The sequence below is a fragment of the Burkholderia sp. HI2500 genome (genome assembly GCF_002223055.1).
Classification (GTDB): domain Bacteria; phylum Pseudomonadota; class Gammaproteobacteria; order Burkholderiales; family Burkholderiaceae; genus Burkholderia.
Window position 1 is genome coordinate 2,585,200 of sequence record NZ_NKFL01000006.1, and the last position, 14,632, is coordinate 2,599,831.

Below are 14,632 nucleotides of genomic sequence, written 5' to 3' on the forward strand. Positions count from 1 at the left end.
CAAAGAACCGCGGCAACCGCTTCGTCACATCCGCGCCTCGACCGCGGCCAGCCGCGCCGGCAGATGTTCCAGCAGCGCATCGACGGCGGCCCGGACTTTCAGCGGAAGATGCAGCGTGTAGGGCCACACTGCGTGAATCGGAAAGATCACGCCCGGCCGATCGGGCAGCAGCTCCCGCAACCTGCCGCTGCGCAACGCGTCACGCACCAGCCAGTACGGCAACCACGCGACGCCCAGATCCGCAATGGCCGCATCCATCAGCGCGCTCAAGTCGTCGGACAGCAAACGAACGGCGGGCTGCAATTCCGCGAGCTGACCGTCGACGATGACGCGCCAGCGATGCACCTGGCCGAAACGCGTGTAGGCCAGCGCCTTGTGCCGTTCGAGCGCTTCATAGGTCGTGGGTTCGCCGCAGCGGCTCAGGTACGCCGGCGATGCGCAGAACGCCATCCGGTGCTCGCCGAGCGGACGCGCCACCAGCTCGCTGCTGTTCGGCAACGTGCCGACGCGAACCGCCAGGTCGAAACGCTCTTCGACCAGGTCGACGGAACGATCGCTGAACGACAGGTCGAGATCGAGCTCCGGATGCGCCTTCGCCAGTTCGATCAGGATCGGCGCCACACACAGATGACCGAAGAGCGTCGGCATCGACACGCGCAGGCGCCCCTTCATCTGCCATTTGCCGGTTTCCAGCAGCGCTTCGCCCGCCTGGATCTGCTCCATCGCGCGCAGGCAATGGTCGTAGAACAACGCGCCTTCGTCGGTCAGGCTCTGGCTGCGCGTCGTCCGCTGAAACAGCACGACGCCCAGCCGCTCCTCGAGGCGCGCGATGCTCTTGCCGACCGCGGACCGCGTGATGTGCAGCCTCTCCGCGGCTTCCGCAAAGCTGCTCGCTTCCGCCGCGGCGACGAACACATCGATGCCCTTCAGGTTGTTTCGCATGCGATTGGGGATAAATACGCTACACAGTGCGTCGATCTTATCGCTTTTGGAGATAAAAGGTGGCTGATAGGATCGATTCCAGTCCTCACCTTCGCAACGGAGCCCCCGCATGGCACGCATCCTCGTCCTTAAATCGAGCATCAACGGCAGCCAGTCGCAAACCGGTGCGCTGATCGACACGTTCCTGGCCGAGCGCCAGGCCAACGGCCATGCCGACGATGTGATCGTGCGCCATCTCCTCGACGCCGACCTGCCGATGCTCGACAGCGAGCTGTTTCACGCGCTGCGCGGTGCGGCCTATCCGAGCGAGCGCGCGCAACGCGCGATCGTGCTGTCCGATGAGCTGATTGCCGAGCTCAAGGGCAGCGACCTGCTGCTGATCGGCGCGCCGATGTACAACCTCAACGTGCCGACCCAGTTGAAGAACTGGTTCGACCTCGTCGCGCGGGCACGCGTGACGTTCCGGTACACGGAGACCTATCCGGTGGGACTCGTCGAAGGCATCAGCGCGATCGTGTTCAGCTCCCGCGGCGGCGTGCACGTCGGGCAGGACACGGATGCGGTCACGCCTTACCTGCGTGCCGTGCTCGGCCTGATGGGTATCTCGGACGTGGAATTCGTCTATGCCGAAGGGCTCGACATGAAGCCGCACGGCGTCGAGGCCGGGCTGGCGAATGCACGCCGGCAGATGGATGCGCTGCACGCGTAAGGCCGGATCGCGCGCGGCGGAACGTGCGACGCCGAAATCAGACTCGTCCGATTGGCCGTGCCGGATGCGATCCGTAAACTCCGGCGCATGATTTCCGCACTCCAGTCCACCTTCGACGCGCTGCGCGACACCGTCGCGCGTTGCACCCGGCGCCCCGCGTTCCTCCGCAACCTCGACATCGTGGTGCTCGCACTGATCGTCGCGAGCGTGCTCGTCGTGATGGCCGACAGCGTGCACGACCTGCACGAACGGTACGGCCACGCACTCTATGCGGCCGAATGGGCATTCACGCTGCTGTTCACGGTCGAATACGTGGTGCGACTGCTATCCGCACCCAAGCCGCTGCACTACGCGCGCAGCTTCTTCGGCATCGTCGATCTCGTGTCGATCCTGCCCACCTATCTCGCGTTCTTCTTCCCCGGCCTGCATGCGCTGATCGACGTGCTGCTGCTCCGGCTGCTGCGCGTGTTCCGCATCCTCGGGCTGTCGATCTACCTCGAGGAAGGGCAGATGCTGATGCGGGCGCTGACCCGCGCGCGGCGCAAGATCTTCGTGTTCATCGGCGGGATGTTCGTGCTGACGGTGATTCTCGGCACCGTGATCTTTCTCGTCGAAGGGCCCGAGAACGGCATCACGAGCATTCCGGTGGGCGTGTACTGGGCGGCCGTGACGATGAGCACGACCGGCTACGGCGACCTGACGCCGCATACGCCGCTCGGCCGGCTCATCACGTCGTGCGCGATCCTGCTCGGCTACGGGATCATCGCGTTTCCGACCGGGATCATGGGCGCGGAGCTGGTGGCGTCGGCGCTGGAGCGCACGCGTGCCAACGCACGGCCGGCCACGGGCGATGAACCGTGCTGCCCGCATTGCGGCGTCGCGCTGCCGGAGCGCGGTGCGAGCGACACGCCGCATCCAAAATAGGCCCCGTCCTATTCAGCTTCACCTCCTCTTGTTCGAAACTGGGTTCATCGAGCGGTTCGGTCGCTGCATCGCCGGCCATCACGACACGCGATGCGCATCTTGGATACGCCGCTCGTCTTCCAGCCATTTCGATAAGGAGTTCACATGATCATTCGATCGACCCTGGCGACGCTCGCCGCCGCTACGCTGACCACCGCCGCTTCCGCACAAGTCCTTCAGGAAAGGAATCTTTCACTGGCCCTCGCGACCGAAATCGCGCAGCAAACCATCCAGGCCTGCTCGACCAGCGGCTACAACGTGGCCGTCACCGTCGTCGACCGCAGCGGCATCGCACGCGCGATGCTGCGTGCCGACCATGCCGGCCTGCATACGGTGGATGCGTCGCAACGCAAGGCCTATACGGCGCTGTCGACGAAGACACCGACCGGCACGCTCGCCGCGAACCTGCAGAAGAACCCGGCCGCCGCGCAGATGACGGCCATCGACGGTTTCCTGGTGCTCGGCGGCGGCGTGCCGATCAAGGCAGGCGAAGAAGTGATCGGCGCGGTGGGGGTGGGCGGTGCGCCGGGCGGGCATCTCGATGAAGCCTGTGCGCAGCAGGGGATCGCGCGCGTTCAGGCGAAATTGCTGTAACGGCTATGCCCGGATCCCGGCAAGTCGAACCGACAAGGTAACGTTACGGCGTGACGACTCCGGTTCCGGGCGCCGCCGTGGAATGTCTGCCATGCCGGACCATGTGCCGCCCAGCGCCGCCAGACGTCTGGCGGCCTGGACACGCACCAGCGTGTTGATGACCTCCCGCAACAAGTCTGCTTCGTTCCCCCCTGGTCCGGTCATCTGCACCGCCTTCGCGAAGAGATCGTCGTCGATCGTCACCGTGAGCCGCATGGCCTGCCCCTCACCCCGCCTGCCCGCCCAGCGTCTGCGCGAACGCCGCCAGCCCCGTCAGCATGATCTGCACCCCCACGCACAGCAGCAGGAACGCCGACACCCGCATCGCCACTTTCGTCCCCTCGCTGCCGAGATAGCGCGCGAGCGTCGTCGCGCGGCTGTAGATCTGCCAGATCGCGAACGCCACGAGCGCCGCGACTGCAACCGACACCACGCCGGATGTCAGATAGTCAACGGCCGTACGAGCCCGGTTCGCATGCAGCGCGATGCCGGCCGCGATCGAGCCGGGGCCGATCGTCAGCGGCACCGTGAGCGGGAAGAATGCACGCGCCATCAGCTTCGGCAGATCGTCGCCATGCACGGCGCTGTCGCCGCCCGGCACGTCGGGCGCGTTGAGCATCGACCACCCGGCCACAGCCACCGCGAAGCTGCCGCCGATCCGCAGCGCTTCCATCGAAATCCCGAAGAAATTCAGCACCGGCGCACCGATGAAAAAGATCACGAGCAGCGTGAAGAACACGTTCGTCGCGAGCTGTTTCGACAGCGTCGCGCGCTCGGCCTCCGTCAGCGATTGCGTGCGCTCGAGAAACACGAACGCCATGCCGAACGGATTGATGATGCCGATCAGGCCGGTGAAGCCGAACAAGATTTCAGAGATCAGGCGGTCGACCGGCATCGCGATCGTGCTCCTCGGTAACGGACTGGAAATAAAAAAGGCGACCGGTCGAAATGACCGGCCGCCAGGAGGACACGCCTCAAAGTCCGGCGCGCGCGGGGGGCGCGCCGACCCGCAGAACCCCGATTGTCGATGAAGCGCGGTGAGCGGGAAATCAGTCAGGTCTGATTTTGCGGGACGATGTTCGATGCGATTCCCTCATGCGAATGGCGCGAAGGGTCGCACTGCATTTCGGGCGCACGCCGAAGAACACCAATCAAAAAAGCGGCGGCCAGTCGTGACGAGCAGCCGCCCAAGAAATTAGAAAATTCCACGAATCGTCGCGGCGCGTGGAGTGAACGCACCACGTGTCGGCAGCAACGTAGCGGCACCGACGTACCCCGGCGCAGCGACGGTCGCGCTTTCCGCGTCGGCATCGGCGGTCGATGCGACGCCGGTGACGATCCGCGTCAGCAATTCGGGAATCGGGACGACACCCGACCAGCTCGCGCACATATTCGAACCCTTCGCGCAAGCCGACAGGTCGATCGCGCGACGATTCGGCGGCACCGGCATCGGGCTGGCGCTGAGCCACAAGCTCGTCGAATCGATGGGCGGCAACATCGTGGTGGACAGCGTGTCGGGCGTCGGCTCGACTTTCGTCATTACGCTGCCGCTCGGTCACCGTCCGGGCGCCGCGTGCGCCGATGTGAACGCGGATGCCCCCAATGCCCGCGTGATGTTCGTCGACGCCAACCCGGTGAACCGTCCGCTGACTCACGACCAGCTCGACGTCCTAGGCTATCCGGCCGACGTCGCGTCAGCGTCGCGGCGGCGCTCGACCTCGTCGATCGACATGACTATGCGCTCGTGATGACCGACCTCAACATGCCGGGGCTCGACGGCTATGCGTTTACGCGGGTGTTGCGTGAGCGCGGCCGATTCTCGCGGTGACGGCCCATGCCGAGCCGGATGAATTGCGTTTCGCGCGGGAAGCGGGGATCGACGAGATTGTCGCGAAACCGACGTCGTTGAAGTCCCTGGAGCTGGCGATCACGAAGCACACGGGTCCATCACAGGCGCCGCATTCCTCACCGCCATCGCGCCGGTATGGGCCGCTGCCTCATGATCTGCACAAGGTGCTTCCCGACACCGCGTACCGGTCGAATGGCGCAATCGCACGGGCGCTCCAGGACGGTGACTTGAAGGCTGCCCGAGCGGAGATTCACAGCATGCGCGGCGCTTTCGCGACGATCGGCGAGCATGAGATCTCCGGTCTGCGCGCATCGATGGAAGCGTTGGCGCTGGCGGGCGACGCCGCGGCGTTCGCGCGTGAGTTCGAGCGATATCGGCACGACGCGAAAGAGATCCTCGTGCGACGTGCGGCTGGCGAGTCGCAACAGTCGGCTGACACGTTTTCTGACATATCGGCGATGAGGTGACGAAGCGGTTCGCCAGCGCAACTGCCCCGGAATCGTTGGACTTCAAGCGCGCAAGACATCGGCCGAACGGCCCATGTCGATAAAACCGTACAAGACCGATATCAGCCAGCAGTCAATCTCGGTAGAGTGGTTACACGTTCTCGCGTGGAAGGTTCATTCACTTCGACATGCCAATCATGTAACGGAATGGCGAACGAAATCCACTGTGTAAACGAGCGCGGCCCGCAGGTGACAACAACACCTGCGGGCCGCTGACCACAACCAACTTCAAAGGAGTTGACCATGGCTGGCGCGAATCATAACGCACCGACGTATTTCCGCGATTGTTTTTTCTCCCCGCAATCGTCCTCTCAATCTGGCCGGCTCGTTCCGCACGTCAGGCTGACCGACATGGCGCCGCCTGTCATGTATCTGTGGACGAAATTGTCCGGCCGGTGGATCGAAGCGGCGGGTTTCGATCCGGAGCAACGCTTGCAGATCGAGGTATCGCACAAGCGGCTGGTGATTACCCCGATCGACGATGCGGGCAGCGATTGTCGCGTAACGCACGAACGCCCCGATGGCGATCCCGCGACGGGGCAGCAACTGGAATCGGTGATGGCAGGAGAAGCACAATGAATCACGACGCCCCGAACCAATACACCGACGGCGTGCCGGCCGATTTCGACTTCTACGACGTCGGAGAACTGGCGGCTAAGTCCACGCTCGTGCTGAAGCTCAATGCGCTGATCGCGTCCCGCGGCCTGAGTGAGGAAGAGGCTGCTGCGCTGGCCGAGATGACCCGGCCGGTGGTCACCCCCGAGCAGCGCGACAGGCTTCGAAACGTTTCGCTGGAAACGCTGATGGTGACGCTCGCATCGCTCGGCCAGCATGTGGAAATCGTGGTGCGGCCCGCGACGGAATCGGGGCCGGTGGGTATCACGGTTTCGGTCTGACGGTTGGTGAAGTAGACGGAAAGTAGTGTGTGCGGTGGCCGGTTCCGGCCGCCGCCATAACAGTTTCGGCACCACACTCTTTGGATAGGTCAGTGATGAATCGCGACGAATGTCCTCAGTGCACCGACAACGTGCTTGTCGACCTGGATTTCGATGATGCCCAGGCACTGACGGCCAAGGCCGCACTCGCCCTCAAGCTCAACGAACTGATCGACTCGCGCGGCCTGACTCAAATCGAGACGACATCCATCATCAGCATGACGCAACCGAAGGTGTCCCAAGTACGTCGCTACCAACTCCGGAACATTTCTCTGGAGCGGCTGATGCAAGCGCTGGTGTCGCTGGGCCAGCATGTGGAAATCGTGGTGCAGCCTGCAAGCCGCTCGTGTTCGGCTGCTATCACTGTCGCAGCGTGACCAAGACCCCGTCCTGGAAAGGAAGTGTTTAGTACCGGAATATCCTCGGCGCTCGCATAGGGCAGCGTTAGGAGTAGCGCCATCAATGGATAGCATGACTGCGACCGGGCCCAACGGTCGCCGCCGAAGCCCCTCCGATACCACGCGTATTCAATTTAACGTGAACGATCGTTACAACCAATCGGACCAGCCTGATTCTGCAACGCTCCCCCTCCCGAACCAATCGATCCTCCGCGAGCTTGCGCGCGCAGCGCGCGTGTTGCCCACGGAATCTGATCGTCTCGCCAGCCTGCGTGACACCTTCCAGCTCGCGGTCGAATTGTTCGAATGCGAAGTGCTGGCCGCCCAATGGATAGAGTTGCCACACACTGAGCTTGCCGGGCAGAAACCGCTTGAATGTTTGGATACGGATCAGGGTCACGACCGCATACGGACGCTTCTGATACGAGCCATTCACGGAGTCTGCGCATAACCCGCGTCAGACTCACATCTGCTCGAACAGACCGAGCGGGGAATTCCACGTGAACGAAAGGCGGGCTGCCATCCTGTCTGACGGACGTCGCCAGACACACCAGGCAGCCCTTCACACACCACCAACTTACTGCTGAATCGTCGCCTGCGCCGCCAGCTTCTCGACCAGCGCAGCCATCGCCCGCTGATCCGCCTGCGCTTCGAGCTGCTGTCGCAGCACGTTCTTCGCCGCGTCGATCGTGCGCGCGGACAGGTCGTCCGTGTTCATGCGGATGCGCCCGTCGGCTTCGCGCAGGTTCTTCGTCGCAACATCGAACATCGTCTGTCCTCTCGATCGAGTCGAGGCCGACCGTCCGGCCCTGAATGTCTCGCATTAAAAACGCAGACGACATCGATCTCCATCAGACGGGTCTTACATCGCCCCCGCGATACGCCTGAATCAGACTCGGCCTACGCGCACGCGTCCAACGGGCTTCCCGGCGACTTTCGTACGAGTTACGTACCAATCAGACTACTAAATGAATCCGTTTAGGACTTGTCCGATTCAATTGCCGACGGTACCTGCATAAAGTGGAGTGCATCACGGCACCGAGCCTTCCGCCACGACCGGAACGACAGCCCGCGACGCCATCCGGCGCCATGCTTCGAATCGCGAAGTATGGCCAGCCCTCCCCGATTCACGATGCAGCCGATCGCCCCCCGACGCGCGAACGGCTTCCCGGAGAGAACTCACATGCAGATCACCCCGCACGACATGCCCACGCTTGCCGACATCCCCCGACTTCCGCTCGATTTCGCCGATCCGACGCAAACCGCTCCGATCGAAGCGAAGGCCGCGCCCGGCATGCTCGACGAATCCGTCGCCGCCGCCACGCAAACGCTAATCGAGCGCGGCGATCTCGCGCGCGCTGCCGAGCTCGCGGTCATGCACTGGCAGCAGCATCCCGCGTCGCCGGCGGCGGCGTTCAATTGCGGCTATGCACTTCAGATCGCCGGGCGGCACGCGGAAGCGATCGTTCCGTATCGCAGGACGCTCGCGCTCGCCCCCACGTGGCCGTCGCTGAAGAACAATCTCGCGCTCGCGATTCGACTGTCGGGCGACGACCCCGACCTGGAACATGCATTCATCGAAGGTGCGCTCGACGACGATCCGAACCACGCGCAGGCGTGGACCAACGCGGTCATTACGCGCCTCAACCGCTTCGACCTGGACGGCGCGCTGCGCGCGGCCACCCGTGCCGTGACGCTTGCGCCCGACAGCGCGCTCGCGGCCAACAACGCGGCAGCGGTGCTCAAGGAAGCACAACGGTGGAGCGACGCCGAGCAGTACGTGCAGCACGCGTGCGCGCTCGATCCGGACGACCTGACGCACCGCCACAACCTGTCGCTGTTACGGCTCGCGCGTGGCGACTTCGCATCGGGATGGGCCGACTACGAGGCGCGCTGGCACGGCGCAGAGGAACTGCGCGGCACGCTGCCCGGGTTTGCTCGGCCGCGCTGGTGCGGCGAATCGCCTGCCGGAAAGACGCTGCTCGTGTGGGGCGAACAAGGCATCGGCGACGTACTGCAGTTCAGCCGCTATGTGCCGCTGCTCGCGGAGCGCGTGCATCGCGAAGGTGGGCGGCTCGTGTGGAATGCGTTTCCGCAGATGGGCGCGCTGATCGAACGCAGCCTCGGCGATCACGCCGACGTGTTCGATACCCGCACCCGCGTCGAGCACCTGCCCCACTTCGACTACGAACTGCCGCTGATGAGCATTCCTTGGATGCTCGGCCTCGACGCGGACACCCTCTTCACGTCGGTGCCGTACCTCCATGCTGACGCCGGCGCCACCGACGCGTGGCGCCACGCGTTGTCCGGCGAGAAGCGACTGAAGGTCGGTCTTGCGTGGACAGGCAGCCTCAACCATCAACGCAACCGCTTCCGCCGCGTCGGGCTCGAACGCTACGCCGATGCGTTCGCCGGCCTGCAGAAGGACGTCGCGTTCTATTCGCTGCAACCGGGCGCGCAGCATGACGTCGAAGCCGCGAAAGCGGCCGGGTTCGACGTGACCGACATGACGCGCGAATGGAAGACCCTCGACGACACCGCCGCGTTCGTCGGTGCGCTCGACCTGGTGATCACCGTCTGCACGTCGGTCGCGCACCTGAGCGGCGCGCTCGGTCAGCCCACTTGGGTGCTGCTCGATGCGAACCCGCATTGGATCTGGCAGCACGACCGGCGTGACAGCCCGTTCTATCCGAGTGCGGCGCTTTATCGCCAGCGGAATTTTGCCGATTGGCAGCCCGTGCTCGACGAGCTGGCCGCGGATCTGCGGGGTCTCGTCGGCTGATAGGCGAGCACGGGCGCTGGCGTTGCCGATTTGCGGCCGACGGACATCCTACGGCTGCGAAAACACCATCACACGCCCTTGCACACGCTGGAGCTTCAGCCAGCCCATGTCGGCGGTGAAACGCAGTTGCTGCAACGGGAAGTCGAACTGCGCCTCTCCGGCGGCGCTCACGACCGCCTGGGCGATCCAGCGGATCAGCGCCTTCCCTTCGTCGGTCGTCACGCTGCCGTTCTGCACGCCGTAAAAATAGCGATTCCCGGCGTTGACCTCGTTCTGCAGTTGCATCCAGTGCCCCGGCAACCCCTGCAGGGTCCGGAACAGGTCGGCGACCCGTTGCGTCGTGAGGCCGCGCGCCCACAGCGCGCCGTTCGCAGCCGGCCGCGCCAGATTGTGGCGATCCGCTGCCTGGGCCTGCTCCTTGATCTGTCCCCGCAGGGAATCATCCTTCGACATGCCGCACTCCTCATGGTGATAGGCGCGGGAGAACAGCCTCGCGCGCGCCGCATGCACGATACGCCCATTGCGAGAAGTCATCGCCTGTCAGGTATGTCAGGCGTCAATATGGGACATCCGTCCCCATCATGCTGTCCCCTTCCCTTCAGCACGAACGCCGTTGCCGTACACCCCGCCATCGCGAACCGCATCGTGATTCCATTACCGGGCGGAAGAGGTTTCGGAGTATCCGTCGCTCAAGCATCTCGACGCGAAGACCCGCGCGTGGGTGGATTTCATGAAAGCGGAACTACGTGCCGCGCTCTCAGGATCGTGCGGCAGCAACCGCACGCACGACGATGCAGCCGCGCCGGACACCCCCGGCGCGGCCACCGTGCCCCCGCTTACGCGACAGCCTTCACCGCGGGCTGCGCAGCAAAAAACGTCGCCTGCACCGCGTCGTCCGCGCGCGCATACGCGCGGTTGATGCCGCTGATCACCGCGCGGATCGACGCGGTCGTCAGGTTCGCGTCGATGCCGACGCCGAACGCGCTGCCGCGCACGCCCGTGCCGGCCAGTTCCGCGATCGCGATCGCCTTCGCATCGGCGCCTTGCGACAACGCACGCTCCTCGTAGTGCTGGATCCGCAGCGGCGTGCGCAACGCATGCATCAGCGCATCGAGCGGGCCGTTGCCTTCACCCCGCAGCACGCGGCGCTCGCCGTGCACGTCGGCGGTCAGCACGATCGTCTCGCGGCCGTCGCGCTCGGTCAGCTCATGGCCGACATAACGCAGCGGCGCGTCGCCTTCCACGTATTCCTGCTGGAACAGCGACCAGATCTGCGCGCTCGTCACTTCGAGCCCGCTGTCGTCGGTCAGGCGCTGCACGGCCGCGCTGAAGTCGACCTGCAGGCGGCGCGGCAGCGCGACGCCGTAGCTCTGCTCGAGCAGGTACGCGATACCGCCCTTGCCCGACTGGCTGTTCACGCGAATGATCGAGTCGTACGTGCGGCCGACGTCGCTCGGATCGATCGGCAGGTACGGCATTTCCCATACGGCATCGGGGCGCTGCACCGCAAAGCCCTTCTTGATCGCGTCCTGGTGCGAGCCGGAGAACGCGGTGAACACCAGGTCGCCGACGTACGGATGGCGCGGGTGGATCGGCAGCTGCGTGCATTCCTCGGCCGTGCGCGCGACTTCGTTGATCTGCGAGAAATCGAGGCCCGGATCGACGCCCTGCGAGTACAGGTTCAGCGCGAGCGTGACGAGATCGACGTTACCGGTGCGCTCGCCGTTGCCGAACAGGCAGCCCTCGATCCGGTCCGCGCCGGCCATCACCGCGAGTTCGGCCGCCGCGACCGCGGTGCCGCGGTCGTTGTGCGGATGCACGGACACGATCAGCGCGTCACGGCGCGCGAGGTTGCGGTGCATCCATTCGATCTGGTCCGCGTAGAAGTTCGGCGTGCCGACTTCGACGGTGGCCGGCAGGTTCACGATCGCCTTGTGCTCCGGCGTCGGCTGCCACACGTCGAACACGGCGTCACAGACTTCCTTCGCGAAATCGAGCTCGGTCGCCGTGAAGGTTTCCGGGCTGTATTGCAGCGTGAAATGCGTGTCGGTCGCGGCGTCGGCGAAGCGCTTGATCGTGCGCGCGGCGTTCACCGCGAGCGTCTTCACGCCGTCGCGGTCGAGGCCGAACACGATCTTGCGGAATTCCGGCGCGGTCGCGTTGTACAGGTGCACGATCGCGCGCTTCGCGCCGCGCAGCGAGTCGAACGTGCGCTCGATCAGGTCGTCGCGCGCCTGCGTGAGCACCTCGATCGTCACGTCGTCGGGAATGTGGCCGCCTTCGATCAGCTCGCGCACGAAATTGAAATCGGTCTCGGACGCCGACGGGAACGCAACCTCGATCTCCTTGAAGCCGATCGCGACCAGCATCTTGAACATCCGCATCTTGCGCGCGGCGTCCATCGGCTCGAACAGCGACTGGTTGCCGTCGCGCAGGTCGGTGCTCATCCAGATCGGCGCCTGCGTGATCGTGCGCGTCGGCCACATCCGGTTCGGCAGGTTGACGGGCGTGAACGGTCGGTACTTCGTCGCGGGGTTCTTCAGCATCATGATGTTCGGTCCTCGGTCGGTGGGTCGGGAACCCGCGGCGCGCTGGCCATCCGTCAGGGTGGCAGGCTGCGCGCACAGCGGTGAAAACGGGTGAAAGCGGCAAGCAAACGGCACAACGGCAAAGCGGTACGGCGAGCGACAGCCTTGGCGGTTGAGCGACCGGGACGGAGCGGAGCGATTCGGAAGAAGGACGAACTCAGGCGCCGGTCGACAACCGGGGCCAGGTCGGTGATGCGGGGGAAATCTGGCGCTTCAGGAAAGAAGCAGATGGAAAGCGCGCAGCCGCAGACCCAGCCCGGAGAAACGGGCTAGTAGTCGTAGCGAGAAGAGGGGCTGGGCAGCTTGCATGGCCGAAATCAAATCACAGGGGGATGGGGGCTGTCAACGGGCTGGGCGCACATGGCGCGGAATTTGATGGCTCAGAATCAGTCCTGTCCGATAGGCGGCGCGCCGCCCCGTCGCTATGCTTCATGGGTGCGGCGCCGGTGAGGCCCCTGTTCACGTTCGGAGTGAGTTGGTCTACGTACTTCGCCGGTTGCCGCACCCCCTCCTGTTGCAAACAATCGGGTTTCGGTGTGGGCGTTCGGTGGTGGCCGGTGGGCGCGGCCACGACCGAGATGCTGATGTTGAAACCAACGCTGCCATATGCGAACGCCGAGCGTCCGCGCCGAAGCCCGATTGCCCCCGCCTCCCCAGCCCGCCCCGCCCGCGCAACCGCGCATCGTTCAGGAAATCGATACGCTAGTCGATATAGTTTCTCGAATATATCGAAATACCTTCGATTAAACGCAGTTCATTAAATCGATTAACCGCCATTTTCGGTTTGCTGAACAATGGCCATTCCCCGGCGATTATTTTTTTATTTATTTTTCGGCATGCTCGGAACGTCGCATTTCAAAGGGCAAACGTTTGCTCGACACAGCTGGAAGCCTTATCCATCATTCCTCAGGAGGAAAGCATGGCCGATTCTCAAACGTCATCCAATCGCGCCGGCGAGTTTTCGATTCCGCCGAATACCGATTTCCGCGCGATTTTCTTCGCGAATGCCGCCGAGCAGCAGCACATCAAGCTGTTTATCGGCGACAGCAAGGAGCCCGCCGCGTATCACAAGCTGACGACGCGCGACGGCACGCGCGAAGCGACGCTGAATTCCGGCAACGGCAAGATCCGCTTCGAAGTGTCGGTGAACGGCAAGCCGTCGGCCACCGACGCGCGCCTCGCACCGATCAACGGCAAGAAATCGGACGGCTCGCCGTACACGGTCAACTTCGGGATCGTCGTGTCGGAAGACGGCCACGACAGCGACTACAACGACGGCATCGTCGTGCTCCAGTGGCCGATCGGCTGACCTGACCCGCGTCTGACGACGCACCTGACGCGTCACCCCCGCCGGCCGTCTCCGGGCCGGCCGGCGGTTGCGCGCCGCCTTCAGCGGCACCGCCCCCCCTTTTGCATCGAAACCCGCCCAACCAACGGAGACATCCATGCCCCTCCTTTCGGCTTCGATCGTCAGCGCCCCCGTGGCGACCTCGGAAACCTACGTCGACATCCCGGGCCTGTACATCGACATCGCCAAGGCAGAGATTCGAGACGGGAAACTGCAGGTCATCCTCAACGTGCCGACGCCGTACGCGACCGGCAACAATTTCCCCGGCATCTATTTCGCGATCGCGACCAACAAGGGCGTCGTCGCGGACGGCTGCTTCACCTATTCGTCGAAAGTGCCCGAGGCCACCGGGCGCATGCCGTTCACGCTCGTCGCGACGATCGACGTCGGCACCGGCGTCACGTTCGTGAAGGGCCAGTGGAAAAGCGTGCGCGGCAGCGCGATGCACATCGATTCGTACGCGAGCCTGTCCGCGATCGGCGATACGGCCGCGCAATCGTCGTCGTCCGGCAGCGGAAGCGGCGAAACCGGCGCGGGCGGCAATCCGGGCGACTCGGGTAGCACGGGTAGCACGGGTAGCGGCACGATCGGCGGCAGCGGCGAGCGCGACGGCACGTTCAACCTGCCGCCGAACATCAAGTTCGGTGTCACCGCGCTCACCAATGCGGCGAACGACCAGACGATCGACATCTACATCGACGACAACCCGAAACCGGCCGCCACGTTCAAGGGCGCCGGCGTGCAGGACCAGAACCTCGGCACCAAGGTGCTCGACTCCGGCAAGGGGCGTGTGCGCGTGATCGTGATGGCGAACGGCAAGCCGTCGCGGCTCGGCTCGCGGCAGGTCGACATTTTCAAGAAGTCGTACTTCGGGATCGTCGGCTCGGAAGACGGCACCGACGACGACTACAACGACGGCATCGTGTTCCTGAACTGGCCGCTCGGCTAAGCGGTGTCACGCTGCAACCCCTCATCGCCA

The 14,632-nt window shown here is 64.4% G+C and carries 18 protein-coding genes; 12 read left to right on the plus strand and 6 right to left on the minus strand.

Annotation, left to right across the window (positions count from 1 at the left end):
- Positions 1 to 24: 24 nt before the first annotated feature.
- Positions 25 to 1,122, minus strand: coding sequence for a LysR family transcriptional regulator (locus CFB45_RS29315; RefSeq protein WP_256978403.1), 1,098 nt, complete (start codon positions 1,120 to 1,122; stop codon positions 25 to 27).
- On the opposite strand from CFB45_RS29315, the gene CFB45_RS29320 reads away from it, so the two are divergent.
- The 3 genes from CFB45_RS29320 (at position 1,052) to CFB45_RS29330 (ending at position 3,208) form a co-directional block, all read left to right on the plus strand.
- Positions 1,052 to 1,651: an NAD(P)H-dependent oxidoreductase gene (locus CFB45_RS29320; protein ID WP_089428554.1), complete on the plus strand. Its 600-nt coding sequence runs from the start codon at positions 1,052 to 1,054 to the stop codon at positions 1,649 to 1,651. The genes CFB45_RS29315 and CFB45_RS29320 overlap by 71 nt on opposite strands.
- Positions 1,652 to 1,738: 87 nt before the next feature.
- Positions 1,739 to 2,575: an ion transporter gene (locus CFB45_RS29325; protein WP_089428555.1), complete on the plus strand. Its 837-nt coding sequence runs from the start codon at positions 1,739 to 1,741 to the stop codon at positions 2,573 to 2,575.
- Positions 2,576 to 2,719: 144 nt separating this feature from the next.
- Entirely contained in the window at positions 2,720 to 3,208 is a 489-nt protein-coding gene (locus tag CFB45_RS29330) for a GlcG/HbpS family heme-binding protein (RefSeq protein ID WP_089428556.1), read from the plus strand.
- Positions 3,209 to 3,211: 3 nt separating this feature from the next.
- On the opposite strand, the gene CFB45_RS29335 is transcribed toward CFB45_RS29330, so the two are convergent.
- Together CFB45_RS29335 and CFB45_RS29340 are read right to left on the minus strand one after the other, a co-directional pair.
- On the minus strand, positions 3,212 to 3,463 hold the full coding sequence (locus CFB45_RS29335; RefSeq protein ID WP_089428557.1) for a DUF2191 domain-containing protein: 252 nt from the start codon (positions 3,461 to 3,463) through the stop codon (positions 3,212 to 3,214).
- A gap of 10 nt (positions 3,464 to 3,473) precedes the next feature.
- The gene (locus tag CFB45_RS29340) at positions 3,474 to 4,142 is read right to left on the minus strand and encodes a MarC family protein (protein ID WP_089428558.1); all 669 of its coding nucleotides are present in this window, start codon (positions 4,140 to 4,142) and stop codon (positions 3,474 to 3,476) included.
- A 334-nt stretch (positions 4,143 to 4,476) separates the two neighbouring features.
- Here CFB45_RS29340 and CFB45_RS39620 point away from each other — a divergent pair, with 334 nt between their 5' ends.
- The 6 genes from CFB45_RS39620 to CFB45_RS29365 all read left to right on the plus strand — a co-directional run bounded on the left by CFB45_RS39620 (position 4,477) and on the right by CFB45_RS29365 (position 7,386).
- A complete protein-coding gene (locus CFB45_RS39620; RefSeq protein WP_254600294.1) occupies positions 4,477 to 4,995 on the plus strand; it encodes an ATP-binding protein in 519 nt (172 codons plus the stop codon).
- Between the two features lie 76 nt (positions 4,996 to 5,071).
- Entirely contained in the window at positions 5,072 to 5,563 is a 492-nt protein-coding gene (locus CFB45_RS39625; protein WP_241025820.1) for a hypothetical protein, read from the plus strand.
- 282 nt (positions 5,564 to 5,845) lie between these two features.
- Positions 5,846 to 6,181, plus strand: a complete 336-nt coding sequence (locus CFB45_RS39630) for a SymE family type I addiction module toxin (RefSeq protein WP_089428559.1) — start codon at positions 5,846 to 5,848, stop codon at positions 6,179 to 6,181.
- Positions 6,178 to 6,498, plus strand: a complete 321-nt coding sequence (locus CFB45_RS29355; protein ID WP_089428560.1) for an XRE family transcriptional regulator — start codon at positions 6,178 to 6,180, stop codon at positions 6,496 to 6,498. Before CFB45_RS39630 ends, CFB45_RS29355 begins: the two co-directional genes overlap by 4 nt.
- A 95-nt stretch (positions 6,499 to 6,593) precedes the next feature.
- Positions 6,594 to 6,914, plus strand: coding sequence for a helix-turn-helix domain-containing protein (locus CFB45_RS29360; RefSeq protein WP_089428561.1), 321 nt, complete (start codon positions 6,594 to 6,596; stop codon positions 6,912 to 6,914).
- Between the two features lie 85 nt (positions 6,915 to 6,999).
- A complete protein-coding gene (locus tag CFB45_RS29365; protein ID WP_179255112.1) occupies positions 7,000 to 7,386 on the plus strand; it encodes an antitoxin Xre/MbcA/ParS toxin-binding domain-containing protein in 387 nt (128 codons plus the stop codon).
- A gap of 126 nt (positions 7,387 to 7,512) precedes the next feature.
- Here the strand turns inward: CFB45_RS29365 and CFB45_RS39635 are convergent, their stop codons facing one another.
- Positions 7,513 to 7,704: a hypothetical protein gene (locus CFB45_RS39635; protein ID WP_089428563.1), complete on the minus strand. Its 192-nt coding sequence runs from the start codon at positions 7,702 to 7,704 to the stop codon at positions 7,513 to 7,515.
- 414 nt (positions 7,705 to 8,118) lie between these two features.
- On the opposite strand from CFB45_RS39635, the gene CFB45_RS29375 reads away from it, so the two are divergent.
- Positions 8,119 to 9,717, plus strand: a complete 1,599-nt coding sequence (locus CFB45_RS29375; protein ID WP_089428564.1) for a hypothetical protein — start codon at positions 8,119 to 8,121, stop codon at positions 9,715 to 9,717.
- Between the two features lie 48 nt (positions 9,718 to 9,765).
- Here CFB45_RS29375 and CFB45_RS29380 read toward each other — a convergent pair whose 3' ends face one another.
- Positions 9,766 to 10,170: a hypothetical protein gene (locus CFB45_RS29380; RefSeq protein WP_011356516.1), complete on the minus strand. Its 405-nt coding sequence runs from the start codon at positions 10,168 to 10,170 to the stop codon at positions 9,766 to 9,768.
- A gap of 383 nt (positions 10,171 to 10,553) precedes the next feature.
- The gene (leuA, locus tag CFB45_RS29390; protein WP_174975515.1) at positions 10,554 to 12,263 is read right to left on the minus strand and encodes a 2-isopropylmalate synthase; all 1,710 of its coding nucleotides are present in this window, start codon (positions 12,261 to 12,263) and stop codon (positions 10,554 to 10,556) included.
- A gap of 961 nt (positions 12,264 to 13,224) precedes the next feature.
- Between leuA and CFB45_RS29395 the strand changes: the two genes are divergently transcribed.
- The gene (locus CFB45_RS29395; RefSeq protein ID WP_043178912.1) at positions 13,225 to 13,614 is read left to right on the plus strand and encodes a fucose-binding lectin II; all 390 of its coding nucleotides are present in this window, start codon (positions 13,225 to 13,227) and stop codon (positions 13,612 to 13,614) included.
- 136 nt (positions 13,615 to 13,750) lie between these two features.
- Entirely contained in the window at positions 13,751 to 14,602 is an 852-nt protein-coding gene (locus tag CFB45_RS29400) for a fucose-binding lectin II (RefSeq protein ID WP_089428566.1), read from the plus strand.
- Positions 14,603 to 14,632 lie beyond the last annotated feature (30 nt).

What these genes read in the sequence shown, in the direction of transcription:
- CFB45_RS29395 (WP_043178912.1), top strand. Translation starts at nt 13,225, where the DNA reads ATGGCCGATTCTCAAACGTCATCCAATCGCGCCGGCGAGTTTTCGATT.
- CFB45_RS29320 (WP_089428554.1), top strand. Translation starts at nt 1,052, where the DNA reads ATGGCACGCATCCTCGTCCTTAAATCGAGCATCAACGGCAGCCAGTCG.
- CFB45_RS39635 (WP_089428563.1), bottom strand. Translation starts at nt 7,704, where the DNA reads ATGTTCGATGTTGCGACGAAGAACCTGCGCGAAGCCGACGGGCGCATC.
- CFB45_RS29375 (WP_089428564.1), top strand. Translation starts at nt 8,119, where the DNA reads ATGCAGATCACCCCGCACGACATGCCCACGCTTGCCGACATCCCCCGA.
- CFB45_RS29380 (WP_011356516.1), bottom strand. Translation starts at nt 10,170, where the DNA reads ATGTCGAAGGATGATTCCCTGCGGGGACAGATCAAGGAGCAGGCCCAG.
- CFB45_RS29325 (WP_089428555.1), top strand. Translation starts at nt 1,739, where the DNA reads ATGATTTCCGCACTCCAGTCCACCTTCGACGCGCTGCGCGACACCGTC.
- CFB45_RS29360 (WP_089428561.1), top strand. Translation starts at nt 6,594, where the DNA reads ATGAATCGCGACGAATGTCCTCAGTGCACCGACAACGTGCTTGTCGAC.
- CFB45_RS29400 (WP_089428566.1), top strand. Translation starts at nt 13,751, where the DNA reads ATGCCCCTCCTTTCGGCTTCGATCGTCAGCGCCCCCGTGGCGACCTCG.
- CFB45_RS29340 (WP_089428558.1), bottom strand. Translation starts at nt 4,142, where the DNA reads ATGCCGGTCGACCGCCTGATCTCTGAAATCTTGTTCGGCTTCACCGGC.
- CFB45_RS29355 (WP_089428560.1), top strand. Translation starts at nt 6,178, where the DNA reads ATGAATCACGACGCCCCGAACCAATACACCGACGGCGTGCCGGCCGAT.
- CFB45_RS39630 (WP_089428559.1), top strand. Translation starts at nt 5,846, where the DNA reads ATGGCTGGCGCGAATCATAACGCACCGACGTATTTCCGCGATTGTTTT.
- leuA (WP_174975515.1), bottom strand. Translation starts at nt 12,263, where the DNA reads ATGCTGAAGAACCCCGCGACGAAGTACCGACCGTTCACGCCCGTCAAC.
- CFB45_RS29365 (WP_179255112.1), top strand. Translation starts at nt 7,000, where the DNA reads ATGGATAGCATGACTGCGACCGGGCCCAACGGTCGCCGCCGAAGCCCC.
- CFB45_RS29335 (WP_089428557.1), bottom strand. Translation starts at nt 3,463, where the DNA reads ATGCGGCTCACGGTGACGATCGACGACGATCTCTTCGCGAAGGCGGTG.
- CFB45_RS29330 (WP_089428556.1), top strand. Translation starts at nt 2,720, where the DNA reads ATGATCATTCGATCGACCCTGGCGACGCTCGCCGCCGCTACGCTGACC.